The 17,757-nt window shown below is 70.3% G+C and carries 19 protein-coding genes; 5 read left to right on the top strand and 14 right to left on the bottom strand.

Features of this window, described 5'->3' with window-relative positions; translation table 11 throughout:
• From ON38_RS09170 to ON38_RS09160, 3 genes are all read right to left on the bottom strand, one after another.
• On the bottom strand, window positions 1-470 hold a 470-nt coding region (locus ON38_RS09170; RefSeq protein WP_169333259.1), incomplete at its 3' end, for a GNAT family N-acetyltransferase.
• A gap of 429 nt (window positions 471-899) precedes the next feature.
• The gene (locus ON38_RS09165; RefSeq protein WP_039823983.1) at window positions 900-2,060 is read right to left on the bottom strand and encodes a Cmx/CmrA family chloramphenicol efflux MFS transporter; all 1,161 of its coding nucleotides are present in this window, start codon (window positions 2,058-2,060) and stop codon (window positions 900-902) included.
• 263 nt (window positions 2,061-2,323) lie between these two features.
• Window positions 2,324-2,680, bottom strand: a complete 357-nt coding sequence (locus tag ON38_RS09160) for a PNPOx family protein (RefSeq protein ID WP_039823982.1) — start codon at window positions 2,678-2,680, stop codon at window positions 2,324-2,326.
• A 264-nt stretch (window positions 2,681-2,944) separates the two neighbouring features.
• On the opposite strand from ON38_RS09160, the gene mscL reads away from it, so the two are divergent.
• Window positions 2,945-3,379, top strand: coding sequence for a large conductance mechanosensitive channel protein MscL (gene mscL, locus ON38_RS09155; protein ID WP_039823981.1), 435 nt, complete (start codon window positions 2,945-2,947; stop codon window positions 3,377-3,379).
• A gap of 64 nt (window positions 3,380-3,443) precedes the next feature.
• Here mscL and ON38_RS09150 read toward each other — a convergent pair whose 3' ends face one another.
• The 4 genes from ON38_RS09150 to pheS form a co-directional block, all read right to left on the bottom strand.
• On the bottom strand, window positions 3,444-4,481 hold the full coding sequence (locus ON38_RS09150) for a hypothetical protein (RefSeq protein ID WP_039823979.1): 1,038 nt from the start codon (window positions 4,479-4,481) through the stop codon (window positions 3,444-3,446).
• A 105-nt stretch (window positions 4,482-4,586) separates the two neighbouring features.
• Window positions 4,587-5,099: a hypothetical protein gene (locus tag ON38_RS09145; RefSeq protein ID WP_051164528.1), complete on the bottom strand. Its 513-nt coding sequence runs from the start codon at window positions 5,097-5,099 to the stop codon at window positions 4,587-4,589.
• A gap of 69 nt (window positions 5,100-5,168) precedes the next feature.
• Complete coding sequence (gene pheT, locus ON38_RS09140) at window positions 5,169-7,670, bottom strand: phenylalanine--tRNA ligase subunit beta (protein WP_039823976.1); 2,502 nt, start codon at window positions 7,668-7,670, stop codon at window positions 5,169-5,171.
• A 30-nt stretch (window positions 7,671-7,700) separates the two neighbouring features.
• Window positions 7,701-8,774, bottom strand: coding sequence for a phenylalanine--tRNA ligase subunit alpha (pheS, locus tag ON38_RS09135; RefSeq protein WP_039823975.1), 1,074 nt, complete (start codon window positions 8,772-8,774; stop codon window positions 7,701-7,703).
• A gap of 168 nt (window positions 8,775-8,942) precedes the next feature.
• Between pheS and ON38_RS09130 the strand changes: the two genes are divergently transcribed.
• Window positions 8,943-10,229, top strand: coding sequence for a glycosyltransferase 87 family protein (locus ON38_RS09130; protein WP_051164527.1), 1,287 nt, complete (start codon window positions 8,943-8,945; stop codon window positions 10,227-10,229).
• A 78-nt stretch (window positions 10,230-10,307) separates the two neighbouring features.
• Here ON38_RS09130 and ON38_RS09125 read toward each other — a convergent pair whose 3' ends face one another.
• The gene (locus ON38_RS09125; RefSeq protein WP_039823973.1) at window positions 10,308-11,759 is read right to left on the bottom strand and encodes an MFS transporter; all 1,452 of its coding nucleotides are present in this window, start codon (window positions 11,757-11,759) and stop codon (window positions 10,308-10,310) included.
• A gap of 98 nt (window positions 11,760-11,857) precedes the next feature.
• Between ON38_RS09125 and ON38_RS09120 the strand changes: the two genes are divergently transcribed.
• On the top strand, window positions 11,858-12,427 hold the full coding sequence (locus ON38_RS09120; RefSeq protein ID WP_039823972.1) for a TetR/AcrR family transcriptional regulator: 570 nt from the start codon (window positions 11,858-11,860) through the stop codon (window positions 12,425-12,427).
• Window positions 12,428-12,613: 186 nt separating this feature from the next.
• Here ON38_RS09120 and ON38_RS09115 read toward each other — a convergent pair whose 3' ends face one another.
• Window positions 12,614-13,441, bottom strand: coding sequence for a TrmH family RNA methyltransferase (locus ON38_RS09115; protein WP_039824000.1), 828 nt, complete (start codon window positions 13,439-13,441; stop codon window positions 12,614-12,616).
• A gap of 136 nt (window positions 13,442-13,577) precedes the next feature.
• Between ON38_RS09115 and ON38_RS09110 the strand changes: the two genes are divergently transcribed.
• Window positions 13,578-13,913 (top strand): hypothetical protein, encoded by a 336-nt coding sequence (locus ON38_RS09110; RefSeq protein ID WP_157181711.1) that lies wholly within the window; start codon window positions 13,578-13,580, stop codon window positions 13,911-13,913.
• Window positions 13,910-14,281 carry a winged helix-turn-helix transcriptional regulator gene (locus ON38_RS09105; protein WP_039823967.1) on the top strand — a complete coding sequence of 124 codons (372 nt, stop codon included), beginning with the start codon at window positions 13,910-13,912 and terminating at the stop codon, window positions 14,279-14,281. Before ON38_RS09110 ends, ON38_RS09105 begins: the two co-directional genes overlap by 4 nt.
• Here ON38_RS09105 and ON38_RS09100 read toward each other — a convergent pair.
• The 5 genes from ON38_RS09100 to ON38_RS09080 all read right to left on the bottom strand — a co-directional run bounded on the left by ON38_RS09100 (window position 14,278) and on the right by ON38_RS09080 (window position 17,474).
• Window positions 14,278-14,475, bottom strand: coding sequence for a hypothetical protein (locus ON38_RS09100; RefSeq protein ID WP_157181710.1), 198 nt, complete (start codon window positions 14,473-14,475; stop codon window positions 14,278-14,280). The two genes, ON38_RS09105 and ON38_RS09100, sit on opposite strands and share 4 nt — an antisense overlap.
• Window positions 14,476-14,583: 108 nt before the next feature.
• The gene (locus tag ON38_RS09095; protein ID WP_039823965.1) at window positions 14,584-15,210 is read right to left on the bottom strand and encodes a dihydrofolate reductase family protein; all 627 of its coding nucleotides are present in this window, start codon (window positions 15,208-15,210) and stop codon (window positions 14,584-14,586) included.
• On the bottom strand, window positions 15,207-15,680 hold the full coding sequence (locus tag ON38_RS09090; RefSeq protein WP_039823963.1) for an SRPBCC domain-containing protein: 474 nt from the start codon (window positions 15,678-15,680) through the stop codon (window positions 15,207-15,209). Before ON38_RS09090 ends, ON38_RS09095 begins: the two co-directional genes overlap by 4 nt.
• The gene (locus ON38_RS09085; RefSeq protein WP_039823961.1) at window positions 15,670-16,014 is read right to left on the bottom strand and encodes an ArsR/SmtB family transcription factor; all 345 of its coding nucleotides are present in this window, start codon (window positions 16,012-16,014) and stop codon (window positions 15,670-15,672) included. Before ON38_RS09085 ends, ON38_RS09090 begins: the two co-directional genes overlap by 11 nt.
• A gap of 296 nt (window positions 16,015-16,310) precedes the next feature.
• Window positions 16,311-17,474: an IS30 family transposase gene (locus tag ON38_RS09080; protein ID WP_245563978.1), complete on the bottom strand. Its 1,164-nt coding sequence runs from the start codon at window positions 17,472-17,474 to the stop codon at window positions 16,311-16,313.
• Window positions 17,475-17,757 lie beyond the last annotated feature (283 nt).

Below are 17,757 nucleotides of genomic sequence, written 5' to 3'. Positions count from 1 at the left end.
AATAGGCGGCCGCCCCCGGAGCCCACCTCCGCGTATCCCGCCGCGCGGTACAGCGCACGCGCCTCGGGCTGCCGGTCCCCGGCCGTGACGCGCGCCTCCCGGTAACCCAGCCGCACCATCTCGCCCTCCAGTTCGGCGAGCACCCGGGTGGCGAGCCCGCCGCGCCGGTGCTCACGGGCGGTCCAGAGGCGCTCGATTTCCGCGGTGGTCGTATCGAAACGGCGGAATCCGCCGCCCGCGACCGGGCCGCCGTGATCCACCAGCACCAGCAGATCACCGTCGGGAGCGGAGTAATCGGCGGCCGGGCAGTCGCGGAGCCGCCGGTGGATCGCGCCGGCGGTACCCCCGTAGCGGATGCTGTGGTCGATGGCGAGTTCCGCGAGCAACGCGACGGCCAGCGGATGATCCTGGTGCACGTGATACAGGCGCGGGCCGCGGGCCCGTGTATCGATCGCCGACGGTGTACCCACGCTCGGTACCTCCATCACCCCTGGCCGTTGCGCCACACCACTCGGCCGATCCGGATGGTGCTGCCGAGATCAACGAACCACGGACGGCCGCCACACCGGTTCCGGTCGCGTGTCGTCGAACTCTGGACACTGTTACTTTCCGTTTACACCTCCTACCGTTCACCGGTCGGCAATCCGCGGTCGCGCGCCGCCACAGCTACTCACCCCGGCTCGGTCGCCGCGTGGACCGAGCCGCCCGGCGACGGGTCCCGTGCCCTACCCCGCTCCTGCCCCGGATCGGGTCGCCCGGCAACGGATGCCGGCTCCTCGATCCGCACCGGATGCGGATCGAGGACCGGCCCTGCCGCAGAGCGGGACCGCGTGACCACGAGCAGCGATCAGAACGAGCGGACACCGAAAACGACGCCCGCCCGGCAGGGACGGCTCCGATTACCGCGTCGCCGGAGCCGCGGTGAGAACCACGCGTGACCGCAGCGCGAGCAGCAGCGCCGCCCCCACCAGGACCCCGCTCAGCCACACCGGACTCCGCTCCCCCCACCCGTTCGCCAGGGCGAGCCCGGCCGCCGCGGGCCCCACCGCGGCACCGATGTTCAATGCCGCGGTCGCATACGAGCCCCCCATGGTCGGCGCCGCCGCGGCCTCGTACAGCACCCGGGTGATCAGCGTGCTCCCGACCGCGAACGACAACGCGCCCTGCGCGCACACCAGGACGAGCAGCGCGACCGGACGGTCGGCGGTCAGCGCGAGCAGGAACCAGCCACCGCACAGCAGTGGCCCACCGGCCGCGATCACCATCGGGGCGTGCTCGTCGGACAGACGCCCGGCGACCGTCACGCCCGCGAAGGAACCCGCCCCGAACAGCACCAGCGCCACCGGCACCCAGAGCGCGCCGAGCCCGCCCGCCCCGGTGACCAACGGCGCGAGAAAGGTGAAACTCCCGAAGGTGGCCGCGTTCACCAGGGCCCCCAGCAGCATGACCGCGAGCAACCGCGGCCGTCGCAACTGCGCGAGTTCGCGGCGGAGGTCGGGCGCGGCGGTCTCCCGCACGCGCCCGCGGATTCCCGCCAGGACACCGGCCGCCGCCGGCAGGCACAGGAGCGCGAGTGCCCAGAAGGTGGCCCGCCAGCCGAGCACCGTGCCCAGCAGTGCCCCGCCCGGCACTCCCGCCACGGTGGCCAGAGCGGTACCGCCCAGCAGGATCGCCAGCGCCCGGCCCTGCCGGCCGGCGGGGACCAGCGCGGCGGCCGCGGTCAAGGCGACGGCGAGGAACCCGGCGTTCGCGACGGCTGCCACCACCCGGGTGGCCACCAGGAAGGCGAAACTACCGGTGACCGCCCCGGCGATATGCGCGGTCAGGAACAGCAGCAGAAAACCCAGCAGGCCCGACCGGATCGGCCAGTTCCGGGCGAGACCCGCCATCAGCGGCGCACCCACGATCATTCCGATGGCGAAGGCCGAGGTGAGCAGACTGGTGGCGGCGAGGTCCACACCGAGATCGGACGCGATATCCGGAACGAGACCGGCAAGCATGAATTCCGATGTGCCCATGGCGAAAACGGCCAGGGCGAGCAGATAGAGAGCGAAAGGCATGAAGGCTCCGAGGTGGAAGAGACAGGAAACGTCTCGGCACCCCGGTCAGCGCCCGGGAATCACCGGATCACCGTGCGGGCGACGGCCGGCACGGCGAAGGGGTAGCGAAAGGTCAGGGGCTGACGGGGATGACCGGCAGCCCTGCTCTGGATGCCTCCGGGCTCGACACGGCAGGAAGACTACCGGCTCACCCGGCCTGCCGCACACCTGTTTTCCCGCCGCCGCGGCGACCGCCCCATGGCGTGCTCGTCCCGCGCGGTGACTCAGCCGGGTTCGTCGAAGCGCACCCGCACGACGACGCGGCCCTTCTCGTCGCGCCGGGCGGTGGCATGCCCGCGCCGATCGCCGTCGCGGAAATGCAGCAGGATGGGCGCGCCCTCCCCGAGGAAGTTGCGCCACCAGGTCTTCTTGTCCGGCATGGCGACGCCGATGAGCAGGCCGCCGTCCTTTTTCAGATAGTTCACCGGTGTCCGGAATGTCCGGCCCGACCGCCGCCCAACGTATTCGATCTCCACGAAACCCTTGCCCAGCAGCGGGCCCAGCACCGGGGCGTCGAGCAAGGCGACCACTCCCGTGTTGAAGCCCCGGACCGCTCGGCCCAGCAGTGTCGTCGATGCCACGGTTCCTCCTGGTAACTGTTCGCCCCGGCAATACCTCGACCCTAACGCGGCGCCGCGCGCGCCGCCCGGTCCGGCGGCACCGCCCGGGCCCGCCGATCGCGGCGGGGCAGGACACGTAGCGGATGGCTGCCGGTTTGCGCGACCCAATCCCGGCTGCCACTATCACCTGCGGTGCAGCGCCGGGACCTCGATCGCAGCGGTACCGATCAGCGGCCGAGGCCGGCACCGGCGGTGGAACAGCAGCGTTCGATACGGAGTGGATTGATGTTCAAAGGTTTCAAAGACTTCCTCATGCGCGGGAACGTCATCGACCTGGCCGTCGCGGTCGTGATGGGCACCGCGTTCACCGCGGTGGTGAGTTCGGTGACCAAGGGAGTGGTGGAGCCGTTGCTGGCCGTGCTCGGTGGCAGCAGCCAGTTCGGTTTCGGTGTCACGCTGCTCGCGGGCAAGCCCGCGACCTTCATCGCGCTCGGCCCGATCATCAGCGCCGCCATCGATTTCGCCATGGTCGCGGCAGTGCTGTACTTCGCGCTCATCCTGCCGATGAAGACCATGCAGAAACGCTTCTACGCACGGAACAACGTGGATGCCGAACCGGCCACCCCGGCCGATATCGCCCTGCTGACCGAGATCCGCGATCTGCTCGCCGAACGTGCCGCACTGGACAAGAAGGACACCGAGCAGGTGCGCTCCTCCTAGCGCACCGGCGGCCGGTCCGGCGTTGCGTGACCCGCTCGACCGAACGGTAGGGCGCCGAGTGCGCCTACCCGGCCGGCGTCAGGATGGTCAGGACCTCATCGGAGTAGTAGAACGGTTCCAGTCGTTCACGGATCAGCCCGGCGAGCACCCCGTCACGCTTCGCGGCTTCCACTACTGCCGGACCGTAGCGCAGGATCTCGGTGACGATATCGTCGCCGGTGAGCCCCAGCTCCGTGAGCAGCGCGGCGAGGGTGTGGTCGCGGTACTTCTCGTGAAACACCTGCACGCATTCGGCCACCAGCAGGCCGAAGTATTCCTTCTCCCGGGTGGTCACCGCGATCCGGTAGCAGAGCCCGACCAGTTCGTGGAGATCCTGTTTCGTCAGGTACTCCCGCAAGCCGCTGATCGGTTCGTCGGCGTGCAGATCCCAGAACTCCATGGTGGCGTCGTGGACCGGTGCGTCACGCAGCATTTCGCGGATCGCGTTGTTGGTGCGTTTGAGCGCGTACAGAGCGCCCTTGCCCGCGATATCGCCGAGGATGGTGTTGGATTCGGCCACCTTGCGGGCGCGGTCGGCGGCGGACTGCCCGATCGACATGAGCGTGCCCATACCGGGGATCTTCTCCGCGCGCTGCCGGTTCGCCTCCACGAAATCGCCGACCAGTTTGTCGACGAATTTCGAGGCCACGGTGGCCACCAGGGGACTGTCGGTCAGTCGTTCCAGGACCCGTTCCTGGGTCTGGTGCATATCCACGATCTTCTGCAGCAGCGCCTCGACCGGTTCGCGTTCAACCAGTTCGCCCAGGGTGTGATCCTCGTTGGCGGCGATACTGTCGTAGATCGCGTCGGCGAACAGACCGGCGGTTTCCGCCAGGACCGCGCTGCCGCCGACCTTGTCGACCACGGTGGCCACGGTCTGCTCGAGCTGTTCGACGTCGACCACCTCGCCCGCGCGGACCGTACCCGCGACCTCGAGCGCGGCCGCCACGTCCCGGGCGACGACTTCGGCGAACCGGTCCCCGCTCACTTCGTCGAGCAGCCACTGCACCTGGGCGTCGAGCAGTCGCCCGGCGAGTACGCGTGCGATATCGGCCTCGGTCACAGATTCTCCTTCGAAGCGGTTTCATGCGGGCAGCGCAGGCCGCGGCGAAGGCGGAGGTATCGCATCATCGGGTCCATCCATCACTCCGGCGCGGGCCGGACGGGATCAGGACCCTTCGCCCTCGTGCAAGGAGGTGCGAATCTGTGCCAGACGTTCCCGCGCGGCCTGTTCACGCGCTTCCCACTGCTCATCGGCGCCGCGGCCGGCCGGGCTCTGCTTGCCGAGTGCCCGCGCACCGAACGCGGTGCCGAAACGCCGCTCGACCTTATCGCGTACGGACCCGAACGTCGGCACGCCGGAAGCGCTGTAGCCACCGGCCGAACCGGGCGCTGCGCCGGCTGCCCCGGCTGCCGCGCCGACACCCCCGCCCACCTGCGACGACGAACCGACGCCGGGCCCGGCGCCATAGCCGGATGACGCGGGGGTGCCGGGAATCACACCGGGCACCGCGGCGCCCTGCCCGGTTTCCGACAGCAGCCGGGTGGCGGCTTCGTACAGCGGGGCCAGTTTGTCGCGGCCCGCCGCGGCCACCACCAGGACGGCCAGCAACTGCTCGTCGGGCAGGGCCGCCAACCGCGCGGCGAGCGCGCCCGGATCGCCTGCGCTCGGTTCACTCATACGGCCCAGCCTACGGCGTCGGGCCCGGCCGTTCGGACGGACCGACCACGTTGCCGGAGAACAGCTCTCCTACGAGCGGATCACCGCGCCCACCGCGTCCGAGGCGGCGGCCACGGCGGCATCGCGCGCCGCACTGGCCTCGTCCTCGGTGAGGGTACGATCGGCGGCCCGGAAACGCAGTGCGTAGGTGAGCGATTTACGCCCTTCCCCGGCCTGGGCGCCCGCGTACACGTCGAACAGCGCGATATCCTCGAGCAGTTCCCCGCCACCGGACCGCAGCGCGGTCTCGACCTCCGCGGCCGGCACATCCTGCGCGACGCTCACCGAGACGTCCTGCAGCACAGCCGGGAACGGCGAGATGGCCGGCGCGGGCCGGGCTTCGCGCAGCGGCAGTGCGTCCAGATCGAGTTCCAGGGCGCAGGTGCGCGGCGGCAGGCCGGAACGTTCCAGCACCCCGGGATGCAGCTCGCCGGCGTAGCCGATCACGACACCGTCCACCGTGAGTTCGGCGCACCGCCCCGGATGCCACGGCAACTGTTTGCCGGGCCGGCGTTCGAGTTCGACCCCGGCGGCCTCGGCGACCACATCGGCGAGCGCGAACGCGTCGGCCGCTTCGGCCGCCCGCCCCGGGCCCCATGGCCCGCGGGGCTCCCGGCGGCCGGTGAGCACCACCGCGACGTGCTGGGGCTGCGCGGGCAGCGAGCCCAGCAGTTCGGCGATCTCGGCGTCGGTCGGGCGGCGGTCCACCGGCAGCGGTGCCACCGGCCCGGTGTCCGGACCGGGCAGCACCACCTGGGCGATCCCGTAGAGCGACAGATCACGGGCGCCGCGGGAGATATTGCGGGCCGCGATCTCCAGCAGTCCCGGCAGCAGCGTGGTGGCGAGTTCGGCGCGTTCCACATCGAGCGGGTTCAGTACCCGGGTGGTGGTGCGGCGCGGGTCGTCGTCGTCCAGGCCCCAGGTGTCGAAGACTCCCGCGGGCAGGAATACCGGCGGCGGCACTTCGATACAACCGGCGAAGGCCAGCGCCCGGCTCACCGCACGGCGGCGGCGCTGCACCGGGGTCAGGCCGCGCCCGGCGGGCGCCTGCGGCAGCACCAGCGGAATCTGTTCCAGCCCTTCCAGCCGCAGCACCTCCTCCACCAGGTCGGCCGGCCGGGCGAGATCGGGCCGCCAGCTCGGCGGTGTCACCACCAGCTGACCGTGGCCGCTGGTCTCGTCGACCGCCACCTCCACCTGGCAGCCGATCTGGGTGAGGCGGCGCGCGGAAGTACCGGGGGCGTACTGGACTCCGGCCACCCGGTCGGGCAGGTCGATATCCATCCGGATCGGTTCCGGCGCGGTCAGCGGCAGCCGGATGTCGGTGAGCGTGGGCTCCACCGTGCCCCCCGCGATCTCCGCGAGCAGGGCCGCGGCCCGGTCCAGCGCGGCCAGGTTCAGTTCCGGGTCCACCACCCGCTCGTAGCGTTTGCTCGCCTCCGACACCAGTTTGTGCCGGCGGGCGGTGCGGTAGACGAACAGCGGATCCCAGGTCGCGGCCTCGAGGACGATATCGGTGGACTCCGCGCTCACCTCGGTGGACGCGCCACCCATCACACCGGCCAGCGAGACCACCCCGGTGTCGTCGGCGATCACCACGTCCTCGGCGTCGAGTTCGCGTTCCACCTCGTCGAGGGTGCGCAGGGTCTCGCCCGGGCGCGCGCGGCGCACCACCAGGCCGCCGCTGAGTTTCGCCGCGTCGAAGGCGTGCAGCGGCTGCCCGAGTTCCAGCATCACGTAATTGGTCACATCGACCGCCGGGGAGATGGGCCGCACGCCCGACAGCAGCAACCGGCGCTGCAACCACCACGGGCTCACCGCATGCGGATCGATACCGGTGACGCGGCGAACGCCGAAACGGGTACAGCCCGATTCCGGTACCACGTCCACCGGCCACGCCTCGGGCCCGTCGGGCAGGGAGCGCCCGGCCGGGTCGGCGTATTCGAGATCGAAACCGCAGGCCAGTTCGCGGGCCAGGCCGCGGACCGAGAAGCAGTAGCCCCGGTCGGGGGTGATGTTCAATTCGATGACGGTGTCGCCGAGCCCGAGCAGTTCGTTGGCGTCGGTACCGGGTTCGGCCGTACCGGGCTCCAGCACCAGAATGCCCGAATGGTCCTTGCCGATACCGAGTTCGGCGACCGAGCAGATCATGCCGTTGGAAACATGGCCGTAGGTCTTGCGGGAGGAGATGGCGAACCCGCCCGGCAGCACGCCGCCGGGCAGCACCACGACCACCAGGTCACCGACCGCGAAGTTGGTGGCCCCGCAGACGATCTCCTGGAGTTGTTCCGCGCCGATATCGACCTTGCAGAACCGGATGGGTTTCTTGAACTCGGTGAGCTCGGTGATCTCGGCGACCCGGCCGACCACCAGCGGGTGCTCGATATCCCCGCCCACCCGTTCCAGCTCGTCGACCTCTTCCACTTCGAGCCCGACCCGGACGAATCCCGCGTCGAGTTCATCCGGCGTCACCTCCCAGTCGGGGACGGTGCGGCGGATCGTTTCGGTCAGCCAGGACTGCGCTACTCGCACTGTGACGTTCGCTCTCTCGCTCGAAAAAGGTCAGGACCGGATACCGAAGGGCAGGGTGAACCGCACATCACCCTCGACGATGTCGCGCATATCGGGAATGCCGTTGCGGAACTGCAGCGTCCGCTCCAGCCCCATCCCGAACGCGAAGCCGCTGTACTCGTCGGGGTCGATCCCGCTGGCGATCAGCACCTTCGGGTTGACCATGCCGCAACCGCCCCATTCGACCCAGCCGGCGCCGCCCTTCTTGTCCGGGAACCACACGTCGACCTCGGCCGAGGGTTCGGTGAACGGGAAGTAGTTGGGCCGGATCCGGGTGGTGGTCTCGGGACCGAACAGGGCCCGCGCGAACGCGTCCAGCGTGCCGCGCAGATGCGCCATGGTCAGGCCCTTGTCGATGGCCAGGCCCTCGACCTGGGAGAACACCGGGGTATGGGTGGCGTCGAGTTCGTCGGTGCGGAAGGTCCGCCCCGGGCACACCACATAGATGGGCAGGTCGCGTTCCAGCATGGACCGCACCTGGACCGGGGAGGTGTGCGTGCGCAGCACCTGCCGGGAACCGGCCGGTGCGATGTGGAAGGTGTCCTGCATGGTGCGCGCGGGATGGTCGGGCAGGAAGTTGAGCGCGTCGAAGTTGAAGTGCTCGGTCTCCACCTCCGGGCCCTCGGCGATCTCCCAGCCCATCCCGACGAATACATCGGCGACCTGCTCGGAGATAACGGTGATCGGGTGCCGGGCACCCACCGGCCGCCGGTTCGCCGGGAGCGTGACATCGATGGCCTCGGCGACCAGTACCGCGGCGTCGCGTTCGGCCAGCAGCACCCGCTGCCGTTCCTCGAAGGCCTCCGCGACCCGCGCCCGCGCCTTGTTCACCCGCTTACCGGCGTCGGCCTTCTCCGATTTGGGCAACCCTCCCAGCGACCGCTGGGCCAGCGCGATCGGCGACCGGCCCCCCATGTGCTCGGTCTTCGCGGCGGCGAGGGCGTCCAGGTCGGCGGCGGCCGCGAAGGCTTTCTCGGCCGCCGCGGCCGCGGCGGCCAGGGCTTCTTCGGTGAGCGCGGATTCCTGCCCGCCGGTCGCTGCGCCTGCGTCGGTGTCGTCGGCCACGGTCTACTCGTCTCTCCCCTAGGCATCGGTGAGCGGGCCCGGTAAGCTCCGGCACCCGTATTGCTGCTGGTGGAATCGTATTCGATGGCCGGTATCGGACTCACGCCGATATCCCCCGCCGCTCACTGCCCGGTACGCGAACACCTTCAACCGGTAAAGTCCCCTCCGATGACGAACGCCTTGACCCGCACCGAGACGCTCGCCGGACGTGCCCGCCGGCAGGCGGTCTGGCTGCTGCCGCTGCTGGCGGTGGTCGTGACGTGGGTGTGTATGTCGCGCCCGATCGATCCGTTCCGCGCCATCAGCGGTGAGTACATCGACCTCGAGGTCTACCGGCTCGGGGTCGAGGAGTGGCGGGCCGGTGGCGATCTCTACGGTCATCTCCCGGAGACGGCCGCCGATATCAGCCTCCCGTTCATCTACCCGCCGTTCGCCGCCCTGGCGCTCGGGCTCTACGCACTGTTGCCGTGGGCCGCCTCGGTGATCGCCTATCTGGTGGTCTCGATCGGCGCCCTGGCGATGACGCTGTACCTGGTGGCCCGGCAGGTCTGGCCCCGGCACGACCAGCGCAAACTCGCCCTGGTGGTGACCGCGACCGCGACTCCGCTGTCGCTGTTGCTGGAGCCGATCTGGTCGACCCTGGACTTCGGTCAGGTGAATCTGATCCTGATGGGACTGGTCGCGGCCGACTGCCTCACCCGCAATCCGCGCTGGCCGCGCGGTGTGCTGCTCGGTATCGCGGCGGCGATCAAGCTCACCCCGGCGGCGTTCGTCCTGTTCTTCCTGATCCGCAAGGACTACAAGGCCGCCGCCACGGCCGCGATCAGCGGGGCGGTCGCCACGGCGATCGGTTTCGCGGTGATGCCCGACGAATCCGTGCGGTACTGGTTCGGCGGGTTCGGAAATGTCGGCGGGCTCAGCGGCTCGGAGTTCCAGACCAACCAGTCCATCCAGGCCGTGCTGGCCCGCTTCCAGGTCACCGGCACCCCGGCCACGGCGTTGTGGCTGCTCGCCGCGGTCGCGCTCGTGGCGGTGGCGGTGGCCGCCATCCGGCGCACCGGGACGCCCCCGATGATCGCGCTGGCCGTCAACGCGGTGGTGGCACTGCTCGTCTCGCCCATTTCCTGGTCGCACCACTGGGTATGGGTCGCGCCCGCGCTGCTGGCGATGATCGGCTACGCCACCACCCGGCCCTGGTCGGAGGTCCGCGGCTGGTACGCCGCGGCGGCGGCCACGGTGGTGGTGTTCGTACTGGCGAAACACAACGACCTGCCCGGTAACGACGGCCGGGAGCTGGACTGGTCGGGCTGGGAAAAGGTGATCGGCAACGGCTATGTCTGGTTCAGCCTGCTGCTGGTCGTGCTGTACGCGACCGCGAGCCGGCGGCAGCGCACGCCGGGCCCGGCCGCGCCCGCCGGCGCCACGGAATCGCTGGTCTCGGTCCGCGAACGCTGATCGGCGGCGCGCCCGTCCGCGCGCCGCCGATCGATCCGGCCGGTACCGGGCCCGCCTGCCGCGACGGGCCGGCCTCGCTCAGCGCACCGGTTCCGCCTCGCTCCCCCGGCCCGGGAGCAGGGCGGCGGCCAGCGCCCCGGCCGCGACGATCCCCGCCCCGACCCAGACCGCCGGTACCAACCCGTCCACATAGCTCTGCGGGTCCGTGTACGCGCCGTACGAGGCGAACACCGAGGCCAGGACCGCGATGCCGACCGCCACGCCGACCTCTCGCACCGTGTTGTTGGTGCCCGAGGCCACCGAGCGGTCCGCCTCCGGTACCGCCCCCATCACCACGGTCGCCAGCGGCGCGAAGGTCAGGCCCATCCCCACTCCCGCGAGCAGCAACGGCGCCACGAAGGGGCCGTAGCCGAGGTCCACAGCGGTGATCGCGGCCATCCAGGCCAGCGCCACCGCCAGCAGCGTCTGCCCGGCGACCAGCAGGACCCGGGCGCCGACGCGGTCGATCACCAGGCCCGCGAGCGGGGCCACCACCATCGGCGCCATCGTCCACGGCATGGTCCGGATACCGGATTCGAACGGGCTGTAGCCCTGGACCACCTGGAAGAACTGGGCGAGCAGGAAGATCGACCCGAAAACGCCGATCGAGAAGGCGAAGGCCACCACATTGGCGACGCCGAAAGCCCGGATCCGGAACAGCCGGGGCGCCAGCATGGGCGCCGCGGCCCGCTGCTCCCAGGCGATGAGCGCGGCCAGCAGCACCGCGCCGCCGAGCAGCGCGGTGAGCACCCCGCGTGAGGTCCAGCCGTCGTCGGCGCCGTGCACGATGCCCCAGACGGCCGCCAGCACACCCGCCGAAGCCAGCACCAGGCCCACCGGGTCCAGGCGGCCGTCGCCGCCCCGCGATTCACGCAGTGTCCAGACCACCAGCGGCAGCACCAGGACGCCGATGGGCACATTGACCCAGAAGATCCACTGCCAGCTCAATCCGTCGACCACCGCACCGCCCAGCAGCGGCCCGACGGCCACGCCGAGCCCCGCGATGCCGCCCCATATTCCGATGGCCGCGCTGCGCAGCCGCTCCGGTACCGCGTCGGAGAGCAGGGTCAGCGACAGCGGCATCACCGCGGCGCCGCCGAAGCCCTGCACCACCCGCGCGGCGACCAGCATCGCCGGATCGGTGGCGAGCGCGCAGGCCGCCGAGGCGGCGGTGAACACCGCGATACCGGCGAGGAATACGCGACGGCGGCCCAGCCGGTCGCCGAGGGCGGAGGCGGTGAGCAGCAGGGCGGCGAACGACAGGGTGTAGGCGTTGACGAACCACTGCAGGTCGCCGAGCGAGGCGTTCAGTTCGGTGCGGATCACGGGGAGCGCGTTGGTGACCACGAGGTTGTCCAGCGTGACCATGAACATCGGGATGCCGACCGCGGCCAGCACCGCGGCGAGCGGCCGCCGACCGGTATCGGCCGGCGAGGTGAGGACCGGGGTGGCGGGTGGTATCGGAGCTGGTGGGCTCAAAATCTCGGTCATATCCAGTCCTTGTTGTAATCGACTGATAATTAGGCTGGTAATGACGGTATGCATCGACTGATAACATGTCAAGAGCGCGCGTGACGACGAGGAGGACCATGCCGGAATCGACCAGCCGGACCAGGATGACCGCCGGCGAACGGGGAGCTCAGGTACTGACCGCGGCGGTCGAGGCCTTCGCGGAATCCGGCTACGCGGCCACCCGCACCGACGAGATCGCCCGCCGGGCGGGGGTCTCCCAGCCGTACGTCATCCGCCTCTTCGGTTCCAAACAGCGCCTGTTCCTCGCCGCGGTCGCCCAGGTCTGCGATCGCATCGAAGAGGTCTTCACCGAGGCCGCGGCGGGCGCCGGACCCGGCGCTCCCCTCGACTCGCTGTCGGAGGCCTACGAGCACTTCCTCGCCGAGCGCACCCTGCTCCAGGTGCTGCTACACGCCTTCGCGGCGGCCGGCGACCCCGAGATCGGACCGGTCGTCCGCGACCGATACGGCCGCATCTACCGGCTCGTCCGGGAACTCACCGGCGCCTCGATCGCCGACACCCGGCGATTCCTCTCGACCGGCATGTTGCTCACCGTGATGGCCGCGCTGCGGGTCACCGGCCCGGAGGCCATCACGGCGGACTGGGCCCAAGAGATCCTGGCCGATCTGTACGAGCACGGAATGTGAATCCGCGCCGGCACCGAATCACCTGACGTACGGCAGACACGGCCACCGAGCGAACACACCGTTCCGCGCCACCGGTCGAGCGGATCGCTACGGCGCGGACGGCAGTGCCGTGCACCGGTGGCCGGCGGGCCCGATCCCGGCGGTGGCGCCGTCACGGAAGGCCCCGGTCGTGCGGGGTCGCGGTGGTCAGCCGCGGCCGAAGCGGATACGCGAGTTCGCGTAGAGACAGATCGCGGCGGCCGTGGCCAAGTTCAGACTTTCGGCCCGTCCCCGGATCGGGATCCGGATACGGTGCCGGGCCCGGCGCGCGATGTCCGGGTCCAGGCCGTGGGCCTCGTTGCCGAACAACCAGGCGACCGGCCGGGTGAACAGTTCGTCGGCGTCTTCGAGGTCGACCTCGCCGGTGGCGGTGGTCGCCACGGTGGTGATCCCCGCGGTCTCGAGGCGATCCAGCACCGCCGCGGTATCGCGGGCGCGCACGATCGGGACATGGAAGAGGCTGCCGGCACAGGAACGTACACATTTACCGTTGTGCGGGTCCACACTGTCACCGGCCAGCACCACGGCGTCCACCCCGACCGCGTCGGCCACCCGGATGAGGGTGCCCGCATTGCCGGGGTCGGCGATCGCCACCGGCACCGCCAGTATGCGCGGAACGCTCGCCCCGGAATCCGCGGACACGATCCGATCCAGCGGCACATCGACCAGATCGCAGACCGCCACCAGACCGGGCGGCGTGACCGTCTCCCCCAGCGCCTGCGCGGCCCGGTCGGAGACCAGCGTGGTGCGCACACCGTCGGCCTCGGCCCCGGCGATCAGCGCGTGTTCCCGGCCGGCGCCCTCGGCGGAGTAGAAGAGCTCGCGGACCCGGCCGGCCTCGAGGGCGGCACCGACCGAATTCGCGCCCTCGGCCAGAAATCTGCCGGCCCGCCTGCGCGCTGCGCCACGATGGAGCTTGACGGCGGCGACCACGCGGGGATTCCGCACGTCGATGGGTTCGTATCGGTCGGGCACCAGGAAATCGTAGTGGGTGCCGGCGGGCCACCCGCCCCGCGCGCTCGGTGACAAACCGGCCGCTTGCCTCTATTTTAGAGGCATGCGGACCATTTCACCTGTGCTCACGGCATGGCGGACCGGTGGAACCGACGCCTTGGCGGCGACCGTCGCCGACTCCGTGGTGTTCTCCAGTCCCGTGACCGACTATCGCGGCCGGGACGCGGCGCTGCACATACTCGCGACGATCGGCGAGGTCATCGAAGACCCCACCCTGATCGAACAGCAGGCGAGCGAAACCACCACGTTCAGCCGCTTCGTCGCATCCATCGGCGGCGACGAGCTCCACGGCCTCCTCCACGAAGAGCGCGATCCGACCGGCCGGCTCGTCCACATCACCCTGTTCCTCCGGCCGTTCGCGGTCCTGCGCACGGCGATTGCCGCGATGCGGACCCGGCTCGAACGCTCACCGCTGCCCGGGCGGCCCGAATGACGGCCGAATCCCCCTCCGCGGTCCCCGAACCCGGAACGCCGGTCCGCGGATCGTCCACCGGCCGGCCGGTCATGGCGCTACTGGATCTGATCGGCCGGCGCTGGGCGCTGCGCGTCCTGTGGGAACTGCACTCGGCCGCCCGCCCGGTGACCTTCCGCGACCTGCGGGCCCGGTGCGACAACATGTCCTCCAGCCTGTTGACCCGCCGGCTGCACGAACTCACCGAAACCCGCCTCGTCGGGCGAGCCGAGGCGGGCTACACCCTCACCGAGTCCGGAAACCGGCTCCTCGGCCATCTCCGGCCGATCTCGGCCTGGGCCGACGGCTGGGCCGCGGAACTCGGCATCGAGCGTTCCGAAGCAGGTTAGGAGAAGGTCTCCAGGAATTCCCGGACAAAGCACAGGGGGCAGATCGGATCGAAGGGCGCCGTCGTCGTCTCGATCCGCTCGGTGGGCGGGGCGGGCCGCACCGCGATCCCCTCCGCGGCCGCCGAGGCCGGCGGCAGGCCGATCGCCAGCGAAAGCGCCCCCACGGCAACGATATTGCGCACCCTACCGTTCATGATCACTCCTCGGCCTCATCGTGGCGAGCAGCCACCGTATCAATCCGGCCGCACCCACGCCCGCGTTTCGGTGCAGGGTGTGACCGGACCGGCGACGGGGGAGTTGTTTCAGGCGAACTGGGAGACACCGTCGAATTCGGCGAGTGGCGCGGGTCCGGTGACCTCGTATTCGAGTAGGAGCAGGCCGCTCGGCGTGGCCTCGTGGCGGGTCAGGCGCAGACCCGTGGCCGGCCCGGCGCCGGCGAGCAGCCGCCGGCCCGTCCGCAGTACGGTGGGCGCGACGGCCAACCGGACGGTATCGACCAGCCCGGCGGCGAGCAGGGCGTCGCCCAGCCGAGAGCTGCCGTGGATCTGCAGTTCGCGCCCCGGCTTCCGCAACAGCTCCGCGACCGTGGCGACCGGATCCCCCGGCAGCACAGTGGTCGGGTTCCACTCTCCCTCGGTCAGGACGCTGGAGACCACGTATTTCGGCAGCGTGTTCATCCGCTTCGCGAACGGGTCGCCGGGGTCGGTGATCGCGGGCCAGTCGCGGGCGAAGGCCTCATAGGTACGGCGGCCGAACAGCAGTCCGTCGGCCGCGTCGAGCCAATCGGAGGTCCGTCGCACGAAGACCTCGTCCAGGTACGGGACCAGCCAGCCGCCGCGGTCGAAGCCGTCGCTGGTGTCCTCGGTGCGCGAGCCCGGCCCTTGCGCGACTCCGTCGAGGGTGAGGAATTCGGTGAGCACGAGTTTCATGCCCGCACCTCGCTCTCCACGAGCGCGGCCAGCTGATCGGTGACCGTGCCCCACCCGTGCGCGAACCCGAGCTCCTCGTGCCGGGCCCGCGCGGCCGGATCACCGTGCCGGACCAGAACGTGGTAGTCGGTGCCGTCCGGGTGGTCACGCAGGGTGATCTCCGCGGTCATCACGATCTCCGCGGTGGCCGGCCGCCGGCTGCTGTCGAGCGCGGTGGTGAAGACCAGGCGTTCCCGGTCGTCGGCCACGACGAAACAGGCGTCCAGATGCGGGACGAATTCGCCGCCGTCCGCGCTCATCCTGGTCACGAAGGCGCCGCCGGGGCGCACCTCCAGCCGTTCGACGCGGCAGCGGGCCGGGGCCGGCAGCCACCAGCGGGCGAGGCTACCGGCATCGGTCCAGGCGTTCCACACACTGCCGCGCGGCGCGCGGATCACCCGATGCAGGGTCAGGTCGAGATCAGGATTCATCGGTGGGCTCCTCGGTTTCCAGCAGAAATTGTTCGAGTCGGTCCGTGCGCTCTTCCCAGACGCGCCGCTGTTCGGCCAGCCAGCCGTCGATGAGTGCGAACCGTGCGCGATCGAGTTCGCACCGGCGCACCCGCCCGGATTTGCTCGTCCGAATCAGCCCGCTGCCCTCCAGCACACGCAGGTGCTTCATGAACGACGGCAAGGTGATCGGCAGATCCCGGGCCAGTTCGCCGACGCTGGCCGGCCCGGCGCCGAGTCGCTGGACCACCCACCGCCGGGACGGGTCCGACAGTGCGGCGAACACACCGTCCAGCGACTCCGAATACTTAGCCATGTGGCTAAGTATGAGTCGATGCCCCCACCCTCCGCAAGTCCGACGGCCGGCACCCCCTGGACGCCGCACGGTGCGACCATCCACAGAACGGGTGACGATCGGCACCCGCAGGCTCGCACCCGGCCCCCGCTCCGGCACCGGAGCGACACTGCCGAGCGGACCGAGTGCTCGTCCGCGACCGGACTGCGCACCCCGGCCGGCCACCGCCTCCGGCAAGGCCGCGGCACCCCGGAAATGCAAGAAGGCCCCCTCCCGGAGCTTGGATTCCAGGGGTCGTCGCAACACTGCCTGCATTGTCAGGTGGTGAGTAGATCACGAAGACGCTCGGCTGGGGTATCCCAGCCGAGCGTTTTGCGTGGGCGGTCGTTGAGTTCCTGGGAGACGTGTTCGAGGTCTTCGGGGCCGTAGACGCTCAGGTCGGTTCCTTTGGGGAAGTATTGGCGGAGCAGGCCGTTGGTGTTCTCGTTCGAACCGCGCTGCCAGGGGCTAGCGGGATCGCAGAAGTAGACCTGCATGTCGGTGGCCAGGGAGATCTGCCGGTGCCGCGCCATCTCGGCTCCCTGGTCCCAGGTCAGTGAGCCGCGCAGGTGAGCGGGCAGCGTCGAGATGGTAGCGATCAGCCCGTCCCGCACGGTCTCGGCGTCGTGGCTGCCCGGTAGGTGGACCAGCATCGTGTAGCGGGTGGATCGTTCGACCAGGGTGCCGATCGCGGATCGGCTTTCGGTGCCCACGATCAAATCGCCTTCCCAGTGGCCGGGCACCGCGCGGTCGTCGACCTCGGCGGGCCGGTCACTGATCATGATCATCGGATCGACGAACCGGCGGGTGCGCTGATCGGGTGCCCGCCGCGGCCGACGGCGGGTCCGCCCGGTGCGCAGGGCCGCGACCAGCTCGCGTTTGAGGCCTCCGCGGGCTTGGCAGTAGAGAGCCTGGTAGATCGTTTCGTGGCTCACCCGCATGCTCTCGTCGTCGGGGTGGTCGAGGCGGAGCCGGTGCGATATCTGTTCCGGCGACCGCCGCCTGGACAGTCCATCGGCAACAGCATGGCGCAAGAGGCCATCGGCGGCCAGCTTCGATGTTTTCGGGCGTGCTCGGGCCGCTTCGGCACGCGCGTCGGCCTGATGAGTCAGGTAGTGGCCCTCGATGCGGTGCGCCCGGATCTCCCGCGAGACTGTCGACTTGTGTTTGCCGATCCGGGCCGCGATCGCGGTCACTGCCTGCCCGGTGAGTAGCCCGTCGGCGATGTCGAGCCGGTTCTGCAACGACAGGTATCGATCACTGATCACCGCGCCAGCGGCACCACCGGTTTTGATCACCGCATGTTTGTAGCCGCCACCGGGCCGATAGTGCACCACGACACCATCCGGACGGATCCGTGCTCGACCTGACCTGCGGATCCCTGCCCGCCAATCCTTGGCGGTCCGATAGTGCACACCGACCTCGGCAGCGGCCTCTTTCATCGACCAGCCCGCCGCGATCAGTTCCAGAAACCGCCGCTTGGCCTCGGGTTTTCCATGGCCGCGTGGCGCCGCGTCGAACAACCCCCGGGTCACCAGAATCCGGCGAGCCACCGAAAACGCGACTCCCGCAGCCTTGCATGCCTGGTTCACCGAGCCCGTCTCACCGAACACTCGAAGAACCAATGATTCCTCGGCCGGCCCGATCACCCGCTTGGGCCTTCCCAGCCCGACACCCTTCGCACGCAGGATCGCGTAACACCGCTGCCGCGTAACCCCCAACACC

The organism is Nocardia testacea NBRC 100365, assembly GCF_000308775.1.
Lineage (GTDB): Bacteria > Actinomycetota > Actinomycetes > Mycobacteriales > Mycobacteriaceae > Nocardia > Nocardia testacea.
The sequence above is the reverse complement of the archived record's forward strand: the minus strand, read 5'-3'. Positions and strand labels throughout refer to the sequence as shown.